13 protein-coding genes are annotated in these 17,246 nt (G+C 68.2%); 12 read left to right on the forward strand and 1 reads right to left on the reverse strand.

Going from position 1 to position 17,246, the window contains the following annotated elements; genetic code table 11:
* The first annotated feature begins 7 nt into the window (after positions 1-7).
* From DCI01S_RS12405 to DCI01S_RS12460, 12 genes are all read left to right on the forward strand, one after another.
* On the forward strand, positions 8-634 hold the full coding sequence (locus DCI01S_RS12405) for a DUF8175 domain-containg protein (protein ID WP_061229513.1): 627 nt from the start codon (positions 8-10) through the stop codon (positions 632-634).
* Entirely contained in the window at positions 631-1,452 is an 822-nt protein-coding gene (locus DCI01S_RS12410; protein WP_061229514.1) for a DUF8175 domain-containg protein, read from the forward strand. The genes DCI01S_RS12405 and DCI01S_RS12410 overlap by 4 nt, the downstream gene beginning before the upstream one ends.
* Positions 1,434-3,092, forward strand: coding sequence for a hypothetical protein (locus DCI01S_RS17690; RefSeq protein ID WP_176573042.1), 1,659 nt, complete (start codon positions 1,434-1,436; stop codon positions 3,090-3,092). The genes DCI01S_RS12410 and DCI01S_RS17690 overlap by 19 nt, the downstream gene beginning before the upstream one ends.
* A 17-nt stretch (positions 3,093-3,109) precedes the next feature.
* The gene (locus DCI01S_RS12420; RefSeq protein ID WP_061229516.1) at positions 3,110-4,606 is read left to right on the forward strand and encodes an SCO6880 family protein; all 1,497 of its coding nucleotides are present in this window, start codon (positions 3,110-3,112) and stop codon (positions 4,604-4,606) included.
* 263 nt (positions 4,607-4,869) lie between these two features.
* Positions 4,870-6,378 (forward strand): ATP-binding protein, encoded by a 1,509-nt coding sequence (locus DCI01S_RS12425; protein ID WP_244881724.1) that lies wholly within the window; start codon positions 4,870-4,872, stop codon positions 6,376-6,378.
* A complete protein-coding gene (locus tag DCI01S_RS12430; protein ID WP_061229517.1) occupies positions 6,375-6,617 on the forward strand; it encodes a transposase in 243 nt (80 codons plus the stop codon). Before DCI01S_RS12425 ends, DCI01S_RS12430 begins: the two co-directional genes overlap by 4 nt.
* 4 nt (positions 6,618-6,621) lie before the next feature.
* Complete coding sequence (locus tag DCI01S_RS12435; RefSeq protein WP_061229518.1) at positions 6,622-8,232, forward strand: VldE C-terminal domain-containing protein; 1,611 nt, start codon at positions 6,622-6,624, stop codon at positions 8,230-8,232.
* Between the two features lie 26 nt (positions 8,233-8,258).
* The gene (locus DCI01S_RS12440; protein WP_244881725.1) at positions 8,259-8,798 is read left to right on the forward strand and encodes a hypothetical protein; all 540 of its coding nucleotides are present in this window, start codon (positions 8,259-8,261) and stop codon (positions 8,796-8,798) included.
* Positions 8,799-8,826: 28 nt separating this feature from the next.
* On the forward strand, positions 8,827-10,560 hold the full coding sequence (locus DCI01S_RS12445) for a type IV secretory system conjugative DNA transfer family protein (protein ID WP_061229519.1): 1,734 nt from the start codon (positions 8,827-8,829) through the stop codon (positions 10,558-10,560).
* The gene (locus DCI01S_RS12450) at positions 10,557-11,069 is read left to right on the forward strand and encodes a DUF4913 domain-containing protein (RefSeq protein WP_061229520.1); all 513 of its coding nucleotides are present in this window, start codon (positions 10,557-10,559) and stop codon (positions 11,067-11,069) included. The genes DCI01S_RS12445 and DCI01S_RS12450 overlap by 4 nt, the downstream gene beginning before the upstream one ends.
* A complete protein-coding gene (locus tag DCI01S_RS12455) occupies positions 11,066-11,758 on the forward strand; it encodes a hypothetical protein (protein ID WP_156482597.1) in 693 nt (230 codons plus the stop codon). Before DCI01S_RS12450 ends, DCI01S_RS12455 begins: the two co-directional genes overlap by 4 nt.
* Before the next feature lie 17 nt (positions 11,759-11,775).
* A complete protein-coding gene (locus tag DCI01S_RS12460; protein ID WP_156482598.1) occupies positions 11,776-13,347 on the forward strand; it encodes a hypothetical protein in 1,572 nt (523 codons plus the stop codon).
* A gap of 40 nt (positions 13,348-13,387) precedes the next feature.
* Here DCI01S_RS12460 and mobF read toward each other — a convergent pair whose 3' ends face one another.
* Positions 13,388-16,912, reverse strand: a complete 3,525-nt coding sequence (gene mobF / locus DCI01S_RS12465; RefSeq protein ID WP_244881726.1) for a MobF family relaxase — start codon at positions 16,910-16,912, stop codon at positions 13,388-13,390.
* Positions 16,913-17,246: the final 334 nt, after the last annotated feature.

Here is a 17,246-nt window from a genome sequence, read left to right on the forward strand (position 1 = left end):
GTCCAAGATGCGACGCGCTTTCACCGCTGCGGCGGTGACGCTGCTGCTGACGGCGAGCACCGCCTGCTCAAACGATGAGCAGGTCGAGCAGCCGCCAGTTGTGGACACCGCTTCTGCCCCGGCTGATCTGACGTGGCGGAACGTAGCCGGGCTCAAGGTGCCGACCTCCCGCGCCGACGGGCCGGCGCGAACGTCTCCGCCCCAGGGGTACAGCCATACCCCGCAAGGCGCGGCTCTGGCGGCGGCGAACGGGCAGGCGGCTTTGGCCACGGCGCCCGACTCCACGTGGCCCGAAGTGGTGCGCACGGTCACCGCTCCCGGCCCCGGCCGGGATCAGTGGGCGCAAGCCCGCGTGCTGATGAGCGTGTCGGGTGCAGTCGATCCGTCGGTGGCCGCCACCTTCACCGCGTTCAAGGTCACCGACTATTCGCCCGAGAAGGCGATTGTCTTGCTGGCGACATCGACCCCGCCGGCGCCGGGAGAACAGGAGCCCCTGCTGACGGCCTACCCGGTGCAGGTGGCGTGGACAGGGGCGGACTGGAAGCTCGTGCTTCCGACACAGCAGGACGACATCGACGCGGCCGAGATCCAAGCCCTCGACGGCTTCACGACCTGGGATGAGGACAGCAAATGACGAAGAAGGCATGGATCAGCGGCGCAGCGGTGCTGATCGTCGCTCTGACGGTGCTGGTCCTGGTCATCGCCATGAGCGGACGCGATGAGCAGAGCGGCCAGGCGGCACCTGCGCCGGCCACGCCCACTGCGCCGTCGAGCCCGGCGCCTGCGGAGCAGCCAGGTCGGGTGGTCAGCGACCTCGTGGGCCGGCAAGTGACGGTCGTGGAGGCTCCCGAGGGTGAGCCTGTTGCACAGACCGGCCAGGCGGGCGCGTTTCCCGGCGGGACCGAGCCGGTCGCGGCTCCGGCGGGTCTGGCGCTTCAGCGTGTCCCGAGCGGGACCACGTTGATGGTCTCGTCCTCGGATGGCCCGACAGCGGTGGAGCGAGGCGTGATGACCGGGTACGCCCGTTCTCCCGTTGGCGCGGCGCTGCTCACGGCCAACTACATCGGTCTGGGGCTGGAGATGGGGCCGGTCTACGCCGACTTCATGCAGCGATACGCGCCTGATCTGGTCGCGGAAGATCCGGAGCTGCTCGAGGAGCTGCGCGCACGCGGCGCGGCAGCCCAGGGGCGGGCGATGCAGGCAGCCGAGGGGTTTCAGGCGCCCCGGTGGTTCCGCTTCAGTCACTGCTCGCCCGACTTCTGCACGGTAGAGGCGGCGATGCCGTCGGTGTCTGAGGCTGTCGGCCAGGTCGACACCATCGACGTCAGCGCAACAGAACACCCGGTGATGCGCGTGTCCCTGTCGTGGACTGGCGAGCAGTGGGAGATCGTCTCCGGGCGCTCGCTGCCGCCCGTGGAGGAGCTGGATCGGTCGTGGGTTCTGTGGATCTGACACGCCTCAAGCGACTCGCGATCGCGCTCCTGGCCGCGGTCCTGGCCTCGGTTGCCTTCGCGGCACCGGCTGCTGCTCAAGACACGGATCAGAATGAGTTTCAGTCGTTTTATGAGGACTGCCGCAACGGCGATCTCGACGGTGATGTGTTCGACGGCGGATTGTTCGCCGGGACCGGCGCCCATGAGTGGTTGAGGGAGTCGGCTCAGGCCGGAGGTCTGCGTGAAACGCTCACCGCGCCCGCGCGCGGCGTCGTCTCTGGCGCATGCAACACCGCCGGTGCAGCTCTTCATCCGACCGATGCGATCGAGGCAGTGACGTCCGGCTTCTGGGGCGACCCGATCGGAGACTTCGTCAAGTCCCTCCTGGAGGGCAATGCTCAGGCGTTGTCGCTGATCATGACGATGTGGATTAAGGAGTCACCCTTCTCGAACGAGGACCTCGAGCAGTCGGTGGCGGACGTTGAATCCCCCTCCACTGCACCAGATTTCCGGTCGTCGGTGGCGGGCGTGTTCAACCTGACGCTGTGGGCGCAGGTACTGCTGTTCGTGGTGTCGCTGATCATCGCGGGGGCACGGATGGCGGTCGCCCGGAACCGCGGATTGGGTGATGGGTTCGAGGACGTCGGACAGCTCGTTTTCAACTTCATCCTCGCCGGGGCCGCGCTTCCGGCGGTGATCATGTCGCTGCACATGGCCACCGACCTGGTCTCGGTTCAGTGGCTCACCGACGGTCTGGGCGGGGATCCAGAGGCCAAGATCAACGCGGTCGCGCTCATCGACGAGGAGACCGGACTCGGGCCGGCCGCGGTGTTGATCATGGTGGTGTTCGCGCTGCTGGGCGCCCTGGCGCAGATGGTGGCGCTAGTGATCCGCGAGGGCCTGCTGGTGGTGGTGGTGGGTCTGTTGCCGCTGGCGGCAGCGTCGTTCGCGCTGAGCACCGGCAAGCAGGCCTTCAAGTCGATGATCGGGTTCGTCGTCGCGGCGCTGCTGTTCAAGCCGGTGGCGACCCTGCTGTACCTGGTGGCGTTCTGGCTCAGCTCGGGAACAGAACAGCCGTCGGTGATGGAGGCGGTCTCGGCGATGCTGCTGCTGGCCGCGGCCGGTCTCGTGCTGCCCGCGCTGATGCGCGTCGTCGCTCCGGCGGTGTCTGCCTCGGTGTCCGGTGGCAGCGCCGCAGGCATCGGCGCCGCCGCTGCCGGAGCTACGGGCGCTGTCGCCGGCGCCGCCGGCGCTGCGTTGGGCAACGTCCAGCAGAGCCTTGGCGGTGGAACGTCGTCGTCCGGCTCGGGAGGCCAGAGTGCTGCGAACGGCGCGGCCTATCTCGGCCCGCACTCCTCGGGAGGCTCGTCGTCACCGCCGGCGGCCAGCCCGTCAGGACCGACTCCGTCGGCACCCTCGGGGGGCGGCGCACCAGCCGGAGGCACTAGCTCCCCAGGCACGGGCCCCAGCTCGTCGGGCCGTGTCGGCGGGGCAGTGGCAAGCGCGGCCCGCGGCGCCGGCACCGTAGCGGGCTTCGCCGCCGCCGGCGTGGGCGCGGTGGCGACGGCAGCCCAGATGACGGCTCGAGCGACACAGACGACCGAGCAGATGATCGACGGTGCGCTGGCAGCTCACCCGACACCCCACCACTACCGCTGACGGCAAGGAGATAGCTGGTGTCTGCATCAGGTGAGCAGGCGGACCTTCGGCTCTACACGCTGGGCGAGAAGTCGCAGCGCACCGGCATGTTCGGCCTGCCGCTGCGGGCCACGATCATCGCCGGGATCGCCTTCATCGTGGCGATGTTGGTGCTGATGCAGGGCGGACTAGGCGCGGGAGCGCTCATTGCGGTGCTGGCGGTGGCGTACCTGGCCCCGGCAGTACTGCGTATCGGCAATCGAACTCTCTACGAGGTGGCTCAAATGCGTTGGCAATTCTGGCGGGCACAAGCCGCTGGTTCCACGGTGTACCGATCCGGACCGAACTCGCGGGTACCGGGAGGCCGATACAGGCTGCCCGGTGCCCTGGCCAAGACCGAGCTGCACGTCGGCCGCGACGTGGCCGGCAACGATTTCGCGCTCATCAGGGACCGCGCGCTCAACCAGTACACCGTCCTGTTGGACGCGGCCTCACGTGGCCAGGAGCCGCTGACGGTGGCCGACCGCAACGACATGACCGCCGAGTGGGGCGCCTGGCTCGCCGAGCTGTCGCTCAACGACGACGTCGTGGCGGCCACGGTGACCGTCGAGTCGTACCCGACGACGGGGCAGGATCTCATCGCCGCGGTGAAGGACTCGGTCAGTGAGTCCACCCCGGAGATCGCCCGCCGCATCCAGGCGGAGTCGGCGGTGGAGTTCGCTCGCGGCAAGCTCGTCACGCGGTCGTGGATCGCGGTCACCTTCAAGGCTGCCACCGCGATGCAGCGCAAGGACCCCGAGGCGATGGCCACCGATCTGGGTTTCCGGCTGCCCGGGCTGTACCAGCGGCTCGAGTACGCGGGAGTGTCTGCCACACCGATGAACCCGGAGGACGCGATCGGGCTGGCGTTGCGTTGTTACCGCCCCGACCTGGAGGAGACCATCAACAGCGCTCGCCTGTCTGGCGAGCCGCTCGGAGTGGACTGGGATGACGCCGGCCCGGCCGAGGCTGTGGCGAGGTGGAATCACTACCGCCACGAAGACTGGGTGTCCCGCTCGTTCGAGATGGCCGCCCCGCCGGCCGCCGCGTTCCCGGACCACGTGCTGCGGCCCCTGTTGGAGCCGAAGTCAGACATTCCCCGCAAGCGCGTGACGCTGATCTACCGCCCGATCGCCGCTGGGGACGGGGTGAGGCAGGTCGAGAAGGAGCACCTCGACGCGGTCAACGCTGCGAACAAGACCCGCTCGATCGGCAAGGCTTCTGCCGGCCTGCGCTTGGAGCGCACCGAGGCCGCGCGGCAGGCGCTGGCCCGGGGCGGCCAGCTCGGCGAGTACTCGCTGCTGGTGACGCTCACTCTGCGCGATCCTGAGCTGCTCGACCAGGGCTCGGCGATCATCGGCCAGCTCGGCAACCGGTCTCAGCTTCGGCTGCACGCTACCAACGGCCAGCAGGATGCGGCGTTCGCCGCCGGGCTGGGTCTGGGCGTGCTTCTCGATCAGAAGTCCACGATTTCCTCGTTTGCGAAGGCGGAGTGATGGCCAGGCGCACCAAGACCCCTGTCGGGCCGGCCGAGCTGGAAGAGCTGCACGCCCGTATCACCGCCGGCGATCAGCTCCCTCCCTGGCCGCACACACGAACCGGCCGTGCGTACAAGCGGTGGTGCGACGAGCACCCCGAGCGGGCCGAGCAGGCGCGCACCGCCCGCCAGGCACCGCAGCTCCGCTACGGAAAGCCCCGGTTCACCCATCGGTATGCCTCCCTCGACGGCCGCGGCTTCAAGGGAGCGTTCTCGGGGCGGATGGCGGTGGTCTCTGCCCCGGCCGCCACCCAGACCTCCACCAACTACGGCTGTGGTTTCAACCCGTGGGTGGTGGGGGCGACCGCTCCGGCGGTCGGCGTCCCTCTGGGGGTTCATGCCCAGACCGGCCAGGACGTCTCCGGCGACGTGTTGTCGTGGTTCCGCGCCGGCATCATCGGCAACCCGTCGGCGTTCGTGCTTTCCTTGCCCGGGCTGGGCAAGTCCACGATCATCCGCAAGCAGTTCATCGGCGCGGTCGCCCAGGGCCATGTGCCGATCGTGGCCGGGGACATTAAAGGCGAGTACGTGGCGGTGACCGATGCGATGGTCACCCCGGCCGGAAAGCGCGGGCAGGTGATCCGTCTCGGACATGGGCACGGGCACCTGAACCCGCTGGCCGCCGGCGCTTTGGGCGAGGCGATCCCGGTGATGCAGGCCCATCTGGACGAGCTGCGCGACCGGGGCGAGGACAGCACGCGCCTTGCCGAGGCCATCACCGAAACCGAGGAGTCAGTGCACTCGCGGCAGGTCACGATGGTCGTGGCGCTGGCCGAGCTGATCCGCGGTCGGCCGCTGGCTGACTTCGAGGGCCTGGTGATCTCCACCTCGTTGCGGGAGATGCGTCAGGGCGGCAGGTTCTCCTTCGCTTCCCCGCCGCTGCTGCGGGACCTGATCGACTACATCCGATCCGGAAACACCGACCTGCGGCGGGCGCTGTTCGTCGCCGACGAAGCGGAGTACCGGCGCACGGTCCGGACCCTGGTCCAGACGCTGGAGTCGCTGACCGACGGCGTGATGGGCCAGGTGTTCGCCGAGCACACCACCACCAAGATCGACCTCGACGCCCCGGCGATCTGCATCGACGTTTCGGCGATCGCTCGAGGGGACCAGTCGCTCAAGGCGGGCGTGCTCCTGGCCTGTTGGTCCGATGCCTATGGGGCGATGGAGGCCGCGCACGTGCTGGCCGACTGCGGTCTGGCGCCGCAGCGCTACTTCTTGGCGATTCTCGACGAGATGTGGGCGACCCTGGGCGTCGGGGCGGGGATGGTGCAGCGCGTCGACGAGCTCACGCGTCTGAACCGCACGGACGGCACCGGATTGTTGATGATCACCCATACGGGCCGAGACCTGGAGACGCTGCCCAATGAGGTTGACGTCAAGACCGCGATGGGCTTCATCGAGCGGGCCGGCATGGTCATCTGCGGCGGTCTGCCCGCCGGTGAGCTGGAGCGACTTAAGGGCGTTCTCCAGTTCACCGACGCTGAAGCGGCGATGATCACCGCCTGGTCCAAGGGTGCGCCGATCGAGCGAACCGAAACCCGCGAGCGTAAGAAGCCACCCCTGGGGCGAGGCAAGTTCATGCTCAAGTCGTCCAAGGACGGTACCGCTGGGATCCCGGTGCAGGTTCTGCTGACCGCGACCGAGCGTGAGACCAACATCCACGACACGAACGTGCGCTTTCGCGAGCTGCTCGATGGCGTGCCCTCCGGGCAGGCGGTGCCGGCATGAGCTCAACTGCGTACGACGCCGATTTCCGCAACCAGGTGGTCGCGCGGCTGGCGGAGCTTGAGCCCCAGTTCCCCTCGACCTCAGCAGCCGCCGAGGTCGTCGCCCGCGAGTTCGGCATCAGCCGCGACTCGGTGCGCCGCTGGTCGGTCGCCGCGGGGACGTGGCAGGCGCACAACTCGTCCACCCTGCGGGCGCTGCAAGCCGAGAACGCGGCCCTTCGAGCGCAGCTAGGGCTGTAGACGGATGCGGTCGGCCAAGCTCGTCGTGGGCATCGTCATCGGGATCATCCTGCTGTCGCTGGTGGTCGTGGTGATCCTCGGAGACGGCAGCGACGATCGGTGCCGCCCGAACGGGGCCATAACCGGCGGCGGGGGAGTGCCCGCCGGCGAGCTCAGCCTGCCGATCGCCGAGGGCGATTACGTCGTGTCCTCGACCTACAAGAGCGCAGACCGGCCCGGCCACCGAGGCATCGACCTGGCCGCCGCCGACGGCACGCCCATGTACGCGATGGCCCCAGGCGTGGTGACCGCCGCCGGCCCCGCGAGCGGGTTCGGCAACTGGATCGTCATCGACCACACCATCGACGGTCAGCCCTACTCGACCGTCTACGGCCATATGTGGGACGACGGAGTGGCCGTGCAGGTGGGCGACACCGTTGCCGCAGGACAGCACATCGGTGAGGTCGGAAACAACGGCCAGTCCACCGGCGCCCACCTGCATTTGGAGGTGTGGCAGGGCGGGCGCCTGACCGGTGGGAGCGAGACCGATCCGCAGCCGTGGCTCGACCGAGCGGCGAACCCGGGCTCGGGAGGCGGTGCGCCGCCCACCGACGAGTCAACGACCTCCCGTCAGCCGTCTCCGCCCTCGAGTGGGGAGATGCCCGATTCGGACAAGATCGCCTCCAAGGAGAACTTGCAGGTCGACTCGATCCGGGTGGCCCGGGCCGTGGCGCAGCGCTTCCCGGAGGTGCAGTCCATCGGCGGGTGGCGGCCTGTTGATGCCTACCCCGATCACCCGTCGGGCCGCGCCGTGGACATCATGATCCCGGACTACTCCTCGAGCGAGGGCCGCGAGCTGGGCAATCGCATCACGAACTACCTGCTGACGCACCGCGAGTTCTTCAACATCGAGTACCTGATCTGGCGGCAGCAGTACATCCCCGCCACCGGGCAGCCCTACCAGATGGAGGACCGGGGCGATGCGACCCAGAACCATTTCGACCACGTGCACGTCACCGTCGCCGGCGGCGGAAAGCCCACCCCGAACCAGCGCTACGGCGCCGCCCCCACCGACGGTGCCGACGATGACTCCGAGACCACCGGCGCCGCCGGGGGCGACGACTGCGCCCCGGACTTCGGGCATCGCAGCCTGAACGCGGGCGAGATCCCCGCCGAACTGCGCAAGTGGATCGACCTGGGAGGCCAGGTCTGCCGCGAGGTCGACTCTCCGCTGCTGGCCGGGCTGCTGTACCACGAATCGGCCGGCTTCCAGGCCACGGCGGTCTCGACGGCCGGAGCGCAAGGGTACGGGCAGTTCATGCCCGGCACGTGGGCGGCCAAGGGCGCCAAGGTCGACGACAACGGCCAGATCGCCGGACCTCCCGGCTCGGGTTCTCCGTCGGACCCGGCGGACGCGACGATGGCCGCCGCCCGCTACCTGTGCGAGATCGCCGAGGGCCAGCGAGAGGGCATCGCCTCGGGCGAGCTCAGTGGCGACCCGCAGGCGTTGATGCTGGCCGGCTATAACGCCGGCCCCGGCGCCGTGCAGCAGTTCGGCGGGGTACCGCCGTATGCCGAGACGCAAAAGTACGTGGTCATCGTGCCGCAAGAGGCCGCGAGGTTCGCCGCCGCATGAGCACCGCCGACGAGTAGGAGACAGCGATGAACACCAAAGGCGTAGCCGTGGTCGCCGCGGCGGTGGTGGCGGTAGTGGTCGCCGCCGTCGCGATGGCTCTGACGCTTGGCCGCGATGATGAACCGGGAACCGATGCGCACGTGCACATCGACCCGATCACGACCGCCGACGAAGTGGCGGTGGCGGTGATGGCAGGGATTCACACGTGGACCCCCGCGCAGCAGCAGTCCCCGTGGGATGCGATGCACGCGATCTCCGGCCAGCTCACCGGCCAGATGGCGGACGCGGCCACCACCCGCCCGGACCCAGATCCCGCCCCTGGGCAGTGGTCGGCATGGGCGCGCTCGGGTGACCGCGTGATCGGGGCCGCAAGCCTGGCCGGAGATCAGGACCCCGTCCCGCAGGACGCGAGCGAAGCTCGGCGCCTGGTCACGGTGCAGCAGAAAGTGCTGCACCCCGACGGAGCAACGACCCCGCTCGAGCGCATCACCGCGACCGTCGAGCTCAAGCGCACCGGCGAGACGTGGAAGGTCGCCAGCTACCAATACCGATCTGTGGGCGAGTAACCGCGCACATCACACCAGGGAGGCAACTATGGCAGGTAAGGACCTGGCACGAACGTCCCAGACCCGCGAGCCCGGACCCACGATCGCGCTGGTCATGATGGGCGTGGTGGCGGCCGCGGTGATCGCGGTGTGGGGCAGTATCACCCTCGGCGAATCCATCGCCCCCACCGGTCAACAGGTTCCCGGTAACCCCGCGGTGGCGGTGATCGACCTGGCCCAGGGGCAGGTGCAGTGGACCACCGGCGCCACGGTCGTCGCCGTGGCCCTGGTGGTGATCGCCGTTGTGCTCGTGGCCGTGGTGGCGGCGCTCGTCGGGCGTCGGCAGGGCCGCAGGACTCGCGTCGATGGGATCACCAAGCATCTGGCGGGCCGCGCTGACGTGAAGTCACTGTCGGCCAAGAGCGTGGTCCGCGCCAACCGCGAGCGAGGCGACACCACCCAGATCCCGGGGGTATACATCGGCAAGGAGGTCGCTACCGGCCAAGATCTCTGGGGCGGGTGGGAAGACCTGCATCTGGATCTGTGGGGTCCCCGCCAGGGAAAGACCTCCAGCCGCATCATTCCGATGATCCGCCGCGCACCGGGCATCTGCATCTCCACCTCGTGCAAGCGCGACGTCATCGAAGCCACGATGCCGTTCCGTCAGCAGGTCGGCCGCGTCTGGGTGCTCGACCCGCAGGACAAGGCGGTCGGGCTGGACACCTCCAAGTGGTACTTCGACCCGCTGGACTTCGTGCGCCGCGACCAGTGGTGGGACGGCAACGCCGAGGAGCTCGCCGAGATCTTCAACGCCGCCACCGCCCGCGGGGAGGCCGGCAGCGACCCCAACGCGTACTTCTACTCCCAGGCCGTGGACCTGCTCGCCTCGCTGTTCCTGGCAGCGGCGATGAAGAACCGTCCCATCACCGATGTCTACGGATGGGTCTCCAATCTCGAGGACGCCACCCCAGTTGACATCCTGGCCGACAGTCAGTGGAAGCCGCAGGCTGCGGACCTGGCCAGCAAGTACAACGCCGAGCCCCGCACCCGCTCCAACGTGTTCTCCGCGGCCAAGAACATGATCTCCTGCCTGGGGCGCCGGCAGATCGTGAGGTGGCTGACCCCCCAGGCCGGCGCCCAGCGTTTCGACCCGGTCGCCTTCGCAAACTCCGAGGCCGACACGCTGTATCTGGTCTCCGACGAGGAGAACCCGATCGGCCGGCCGGTGACGTCCATCCTGACCGTCGCGGTGTTCAAGGCCCTGGTCGACCGGGCCGACACCTGCCCCGGTTCGCGTCTTCCGGTGCCGGTGACCGCCGCCCTGGACGAGATCGCCAACATCGTGCGGTGGCCCAGGCTGCCCGACTACTACTCGACCTTCGGCTCCCGAGGAATCATCTGCTCGACCGTGCTCCAGTCCTACGCCCAGGGCGTGGAAGTGTGGGGCGAGCAGGGCATGAAGAAGCTGTGGTCTGCCGCCGCGATCGTCGTCATCGGCCCCGGCCACAAGGACTACCGGTTCCTCGACGAGCTGGCCCATCTCATCGGCACCCACACCGAACAGCAACGCTCCATCTCCAGCGGCGGCGGCGATCGCGGACGGTCCGTGTCGACCCAGACGGTCGAGAAGCAGACCATCACCGCCGCCGAGCTGGCCGCCCTGCCGTTCGGTCGGATGATCGTCCTGGCCACCGGCCGGCGCCCCATCCTGGCCCGGATGGTCCGGTGGGACCACCAAGACCTTCCCTCCGCCCCTGAGAAGACCGAAGAGGCCGCAGCATGAGCCACCTGTTCGACAAGAGAATCGTTGAGGCGTTCGGCCCGCTGCTTGGCGAAGTCGCGACGGAGGCCCTTCCGGCAGCCGTCAAGGACGCGCTGGCAACTCCAGGGCTCGGTGACTACCTGGCCCGCACCATCGAGAAAGACGTGGAGACGTTCGCCCACGACGAGCTCGGGTTACCGCGGCCACTGCGATTCTCAGACGAGTTCGCGTTCTTCGATGACTACCTGCGGATCGCGTACGAGGCCGGCGGGATGAGTCAGGGCAAAGGGTGGTGCGCTCGCTGGTGGGATCACCGCTCGGCCCGGTTTCGGGTCAGGGCGATGTGGCAAGCCTACGAAGCTCTGGCGGTTCGGGACCCCGCAACGTGCGATGAGGTGTTCCTGCGCACGGTCGGCGATCACCATATGGCCCTGCTGATGGGGGAGCGGTCCCCGATGTACGCCTGTCAGACCTCGCACCAGCCCAGCAAGCCCCTGAAGTCAGAGCCAGTTGAAGGAGCGCCGAAATGAGTCCGCACCCCAGCGACCACGTAGTCGCCGCCCTGGTCCGGAACGCCCGGCTGGGCGCTGCGGCCACGCCGCAACAGCCAGCCCGAACCCGATCCGTCGGCTCGCACAGCGCCCGCCAATGCACGGTGGGCCGGCTGGTCGTCGAAGCTGCCCGAGCGGACACCGGAGTGTCCGAGGAGGTCGCCGCCGCTCGACGCGAGATCATCGCCGCAGAGTTCGAGCGCCGCCGGTTGATTGAGGCCGCAGAACAGACCCGCCGGCAGGCCGAGCTCGACCTCGGCCGAGCCGAGCGGGAACGCGACGACGCGGTGCGGCAAGCACGCCAACAAGGCGGGCCGACCCCGGACTTTCTCACGCTCGCCCTCATCGCCGCCGCCACTTTCGAGATCACCGACTCCGATCTGGAGCACGTCATTGACGCCGCGGTCACCGATCACCCCGATCTGACCGATGCCGATGTCAGCGCACTAACCGGTGACCGCCACGTCGGGCTGAGCCCCGAACAGCTCTCCGCGGAGCTCGCAGCGACAGGGGCTTCTCAGACGGTCGCGAACGGGCTGATCGACACCGGCGTGGCCACGGTCGCGCCGGCTGAACTCATTGCCCACTCCGCGTCCATCTCTCCTGCGCCCGAAGTCGCCGAAAACGTCATCCCCACACCCGAGACCGCACCAGAGGCAGAGCAATGACTTCACCGGAGGCAAAGATGAACAGCAATTCCCGACCCGTCCCCGACCTCAACGCCATGCTGCGGGGCCGCGACCCGCTGGCTCCGTTCAGAATCACTCTCGACGTTCAATCTGTTTTCGACCAGGCGGGTCTGCTGGATCGGCGAGAAGACGACCTCGCCAGTTGCGGAAGCCGAGAGGCTTGGCGAGCGCTCGTAGATGCAGTCGCCACCGAGTCAGAAAAGGCCTTGTTTCAGGATCCGGACTACGTCATATTCGACCCGCCGGAGGACGAATACGGTCCGCTCAACCATAGTCAGATCGGCCACCTCTTCGACGTGACAATTAAGCAGATTATTGAACGGGCGGAGAACTCGGAGTTCTGGCCTTATGCGGAGGCCTGGGAGCGAAGCCAATTCATGGAGGAGGAGGTCTTTGCAAGTTGGAAAGGCGTCGAGGGCGAGTACACGAGCGCGTTCGCCAAGACGGTACGACTTGCTCTTGCCGACCACGGAGTCGACCGGTTCGTCGAGATCGTCGGCCCCTACTCGGCACAGGCGGGGCATGACCATGATCCGCTGCTAGTCGCCCTCCATGATTTCGCTCTCGAGGCGACACCGGTACCCGCCCCCCCGCGGCTGTTCGACGTCGCTGGCGACCAGGCGGACGAGGTCTCCGGCGGTAACACCAAAGATGCCATAAAGGCTCTGACCGCACTCGCAAGGCATACACCGGACTTCACCTATGACATGGTCGAGATCCTGGCCACCGTAGCAGCGAACGTCGGCAGCGTCGATCAACTGCTTCCCAACCAGGACTCTCCGACTGCCGCATCCCTGCGCGATATCATCACCAACTTAACAGGCACCAATACCGACGAGCTGCTGCGATGGCGCACTGAGCCCATCCACATCTATGTCGACGCATACGAGAAGTTCCGCGAATCAGGCCTGGTTGAACGTCACTACCAAGACGCGGACCGCCTCGCCAAGCAGGTGAGCGAAAATCGTCAGAGTTTAATCTCCGCGTCAGCTAACGATTATGAGCGTGAGGAGCTGAAGTCGATCAATTCCCGGCTCGCATCGCTTCCATCGGTCGACGACGGCGCTGAAGAGCTAATGGATAGGCGCCACGCCCTCGAAACCGCGATCATTGGGCGAAGCCGGAATACAGAGGATCCCCACTCCCGAGCATTGACCCGGAGCGTCGAGCTTCAATCGGCCGTCGAGCATCGATGGATGGACCTCGAGGAAGAGTACGTGCTGAAGGTCAAGTCGACAGTCGAGGATTTGGTCGCTGAGCGCGGGCTTTCGCACCTTCCACTGGAGGTGAAAAACAGTCGCTGGCGTGGCGACAACAGTCACACACACGATCAGCTCGCCGTCGAGCTCCATCAAGCCGCGCTCGCACGGACCCCCCTGCCCGACCCCGACTCCGTCATGCCGTGGGCAATCGCGAAAGTCGACGGCACCAGCTGGTCTGATTCGTACCTGGAGCACCGAGGAACAGAAGGCGGTGGGGGCCACCTCAGCCCTGACCCTTACGCTCCCGATGCGACCGGACCGAGCTCCGCGCCACAAGTAAGGCAGGGACTCGGCCCGGACCTCTGACCCGCCGATTCTCGGCTCGACACCACGCTCGTGGCAATCACTACAGGTCGGGGGAGGCGCCGGTTTCAGCTCCCCAATCCCATTGCGGTCCGGACGTCGACTCGACGTCCGGACCGCGTTCTTGTTCTGCGGCACGGTGGGCGAGGTAGGACTCGGTGAAGTCGTCAGACGGTGCGGGTGCCGGCGCGGTGGTGAGCGAGCCGTATGTGGTCGCCAGCCAGGCTGCCAGTTCGGTGTCGGTGGCCGGCGCGATTGGGGGAGGGGTGGGCAGGGCGTCCCGGTCCCGGTCCTGGTTTGTCGCGTGACGTAGGCGTTGGGCGATGACCAGTCCGGGGTTGGTCGCGGTTTCGAGGTCGCTGGTGGCGTCCAGCCACAGCTCACGCGGGTCCAGGCCCGCGGTGGCGGCGGTCTTCCATGCGGACTCGACGGCGGCGTACTGCTCGTCGTTGGCCTCCAGCTCCAGCGAGTAGCGGCGGGGGAGTGCGTCGATGTACTCGGGCAGGGTGGTCTCGGTGAAGGTGGCCGTGGCCAGATCGACGCCGTGGGCGTACAGGGCCGCGAGCCGCTCGGGGGAGCCGGCGGCGTCGAGTTCCTCGCGCAGGGTCTCGGTGGCGGAGCGATGCCGGGTGTCGCGCCGCAGGATCGTGGTGAGGACTTCCTCGGCGGTGGGCGCGTCGCGGTCGCCGGCCGAGTGCATGTGCGCGTCCTCGGCGGTGAGGTCCACGACGGGCTCGCACACGGCGTAGGCGCGGTTCTCATGCCTGCCTCGGGTCAGTGCGACGTACAGGCCGGCCCGGTCCACGGACGTGTCGAGCACGGCGTGTGTGGTGTCCACGGTCGCGCCCTGGGCGCGGTGGATCGTGGACGCATATCCCAGGTGCACGTTCTGGCTGGCGTAGCTGGCCGGGATGACGGAGTCGGTGCCGGTGTTGTGGTCCCGGACGGCGAGGTCGCCGCTGGCGGTCAGGGCGGTGACGGTGAACATCTGGCCGTTGATGACCCGGCCCATCGGCCGTCCGTCGTCGTCGCGCAGCAGGGCGTTCTTGCGGGCGATCACGGTGTCTCCGACACCGACGGTGTCGCCTCGGGCGACGGTGGCCTCGCGGCTGTCATCGACCAATCCGGCGGCGATCCGGTCGGCGCGGATGATTTCGTTCATGGTGTCCACGTCGGCGTTGCGGGAGGCGATGATGAGGCTTCGCCGGCCCGCCTCGGTGTCGGCCTGGAACGCGGCCACGGCCTCGGTGAGCATCTGCTCCCGGCTGCCCCCGTGGACCCAGCCACGCCCCGCATAGAGCGCCAGAGCGTCGGGGTCTCCATCGCGCAGAGACAGCGTCGCCTCGGCCTGCGCGGTGTCCGATCCCATCCGCATGACCTCGCGCAGCTCGACCGTTCCGGGGGTGCGGGCGAGTTCTCCGAACAGCCCGCCGGTCTCGACGGCGGCGAGCTGTTTGGGGTCACCGATCAGCCGCACCACGGCGCCGGATGCTGCCGCGATTTCGGTGAGGGCGGCCAGGTTCTCGGTGCTCGACATTCCGGCCTCATCGACCAGGAGCATGTCGCCGGGGTTGATCTGAACGGGCAATGCCGACAGGGTCTTACCGGGCTGACTGGGATGCAGTCCACGCCAGGTGAACGTGAGCGAGTCAATGGTGTGCGAGCGTGCCCCAATCTCGTCCTCGAGGACGCTCGCCGCGGCCGCGGACGGGGCCAGTCCGATGACGTTGCGGCCCTCGTCCTGCCACGCGGCGGCGACGAGTTTCATGCTCGCGGTCTTGCCGGTTCCCGCCGGACCCACGCCCGCCGCAACCAGCGTTCCGGAGGTCAGCAGGTGCCGTGCAAGGGCGGTCTGTCCGGCGTTGAGCGCCCACCCGTTCGCGTGCTCGTGGCGGGCGAGTGCGTGTGTGATGGTGGCGTCGGTGGCGAACACCGCGACCGGGGTGGTGGCCCCGTCGAGGGTGATCTTCTCGGCCTGGAGCACGGCGGCGGTGGTGTACTTCTCGGCGTTCGCGCGTCGGTCCAGACCGGCCCCGCTCTCACCCGTCAGCGCGTCAGGAAGCGCGAGAGTTTCCGGCGGGGTCAACTGCACGGCGTGCTCGCGCATGGCGGTGTCCATGACCGCCCGGTGCGCGGCGTCCCGGTCGGAATCGGAGCCGAAACGGTAGCCCTTGAGCACCGTCGAGACGGCGGTGTCCACATGCGAGCGGCGGAACTGTGCACGGCGTGCGGTGACCGCCCGCACCGCCTGTCCGGCCACGTCCTCGGTGTGGGTTGCGGCGTCGAAAACGGGGCGCAGCTCGTCCCCGTTTGCCTCGACGCGGACGCGCTCCAGGAGCCTGTCCACGGCCTCGGTACCGATCCGCTCCACGGTTTCGGCACGCCACTGCTCGCGGTGCTCGGCAAGTGACTTGGCGGGCTTCTTCGCATCGCGGGTGTCGAGGATCGCCTTCTGCCACAGCGCGTACGCGGCACGCTGGCTGGGCTGGCGACCGTGGGTCTGGACGTACTCCGCGACGAGTCGGTCGTACACCGGGCGGGCGTGCGTGCGACGCGACGAGAACGCCTCGACCAGACGCCGGTCCACGCCCTTGACCTCCCACACCGGGGCCTTGTCCGGGCTGGGGTAATGGGCCTGGAACTCCACGCCCAACCGCCGCGACAGACGGTCGTGCAGCGCCGTGTCGTAGCGGGCGCTGATCGCCTGGTGAAGTTGGAAGATCGCTTGCCCGTCGAGGGCCTTCCACGACCCGTCAGGGGCCTGCACCTTGTTCGACAACAGCACGTGCGAGTGCAGGTCCGGGTCCCCGCCGCGGGTGTCGAAATGGGTGAACTCCGAGCCGATCAGACCCCGTGTCTTGACCTGCTCGATGCCCCCTCGACCCTGCCGGGTGTAGAGCGCGTTGTCCTCGGCCCACGCGAGCGCTTCCGCGACCGCCTCGTGGTGCAACGCAGCGATCAACGAGGCCGTCTGCTCGTCGGCCAGCGCCCACAGAACACTCACACTCTTAACCGGAGAGAACGTAAAATCGAACCCCGCGACGGCCTGTTTGACCTGATCCCGTTCCCGGTTGACCCACGCGATCACATCGGCCCCGGAGGCGTGCGAGTAGCCGCCCGACTTCATGTAGAACGGGCGGCCAATCTTCTCGGCCAGCTCGCCCCGCTCGCTCACCGTGGGACGGCGCCCCTCGGCGGCAAGGAACTGCTTCTCGGCCGCTGCGAGCGCCACGAGAACGGGCTTGTCGCCGGAGTACATCGGGAACGCACGACCCAACTTGCACGCCGCCAACGGCGCGCCCTGGCGCATCATCTCGTCGGTGTCCGGGTGCAAACCCTCGCCGTACAATGCGGCCATCTGTTCCTCGGTCACCTGGAGGCCGGCGGCGGCGGTCTCCGACCGCAGACCGGCCAGCCCCGACCCGATCCAGCGGCCCGGAGGGGTGCCCTTCGCGGCATAGTAATCCGACAACGACTGACCCGCCTCGGGGGCCGCGTCGTTCGTTGCCACCGAGCGCATCAGGTACTGGTATCCAGTCCCCGCGTGCACCGCTCGGAGGGTCATCATGCGCCCAGCCTAGAGGCCCGAAATCCCCGCGTCTACGCGCCGCCCGGCGCGGGGCGCTGACCAGCAGATTCCCCCCACCCACTCGGAGTGCATACTGTGTGAGGCTGTTTAAGCGAGCGGCAGCGAGGATGCTCTAGCACGGCCGGTGCTAGAGCTGACAGGGCGATCGGGGACCAGGACGGCGAGACGATGACGGCGGCATGGTGGTTGGGCATTGCGGCACGATGGGTGGGGCAATAGGGTCGATCGCATGGCGGCTATCAAGACTGATTCGCGTTCACAAACCGCACGCGCGAGGGCTCGTCAGGCGATGGCCGACGAGCTGGAGCGGGCT

Origin of the sequence: Dietzia cinnamea NBRC 102147 (assembly GCF_001571065.1) — a bacterium.
Taxonomy (GTDB): Bacteria; Actinomycetota; Actinomycetes; order Mycobacteriales; family Mycobacteriaceae; genus Dietzia; species Dietzia cinnamea.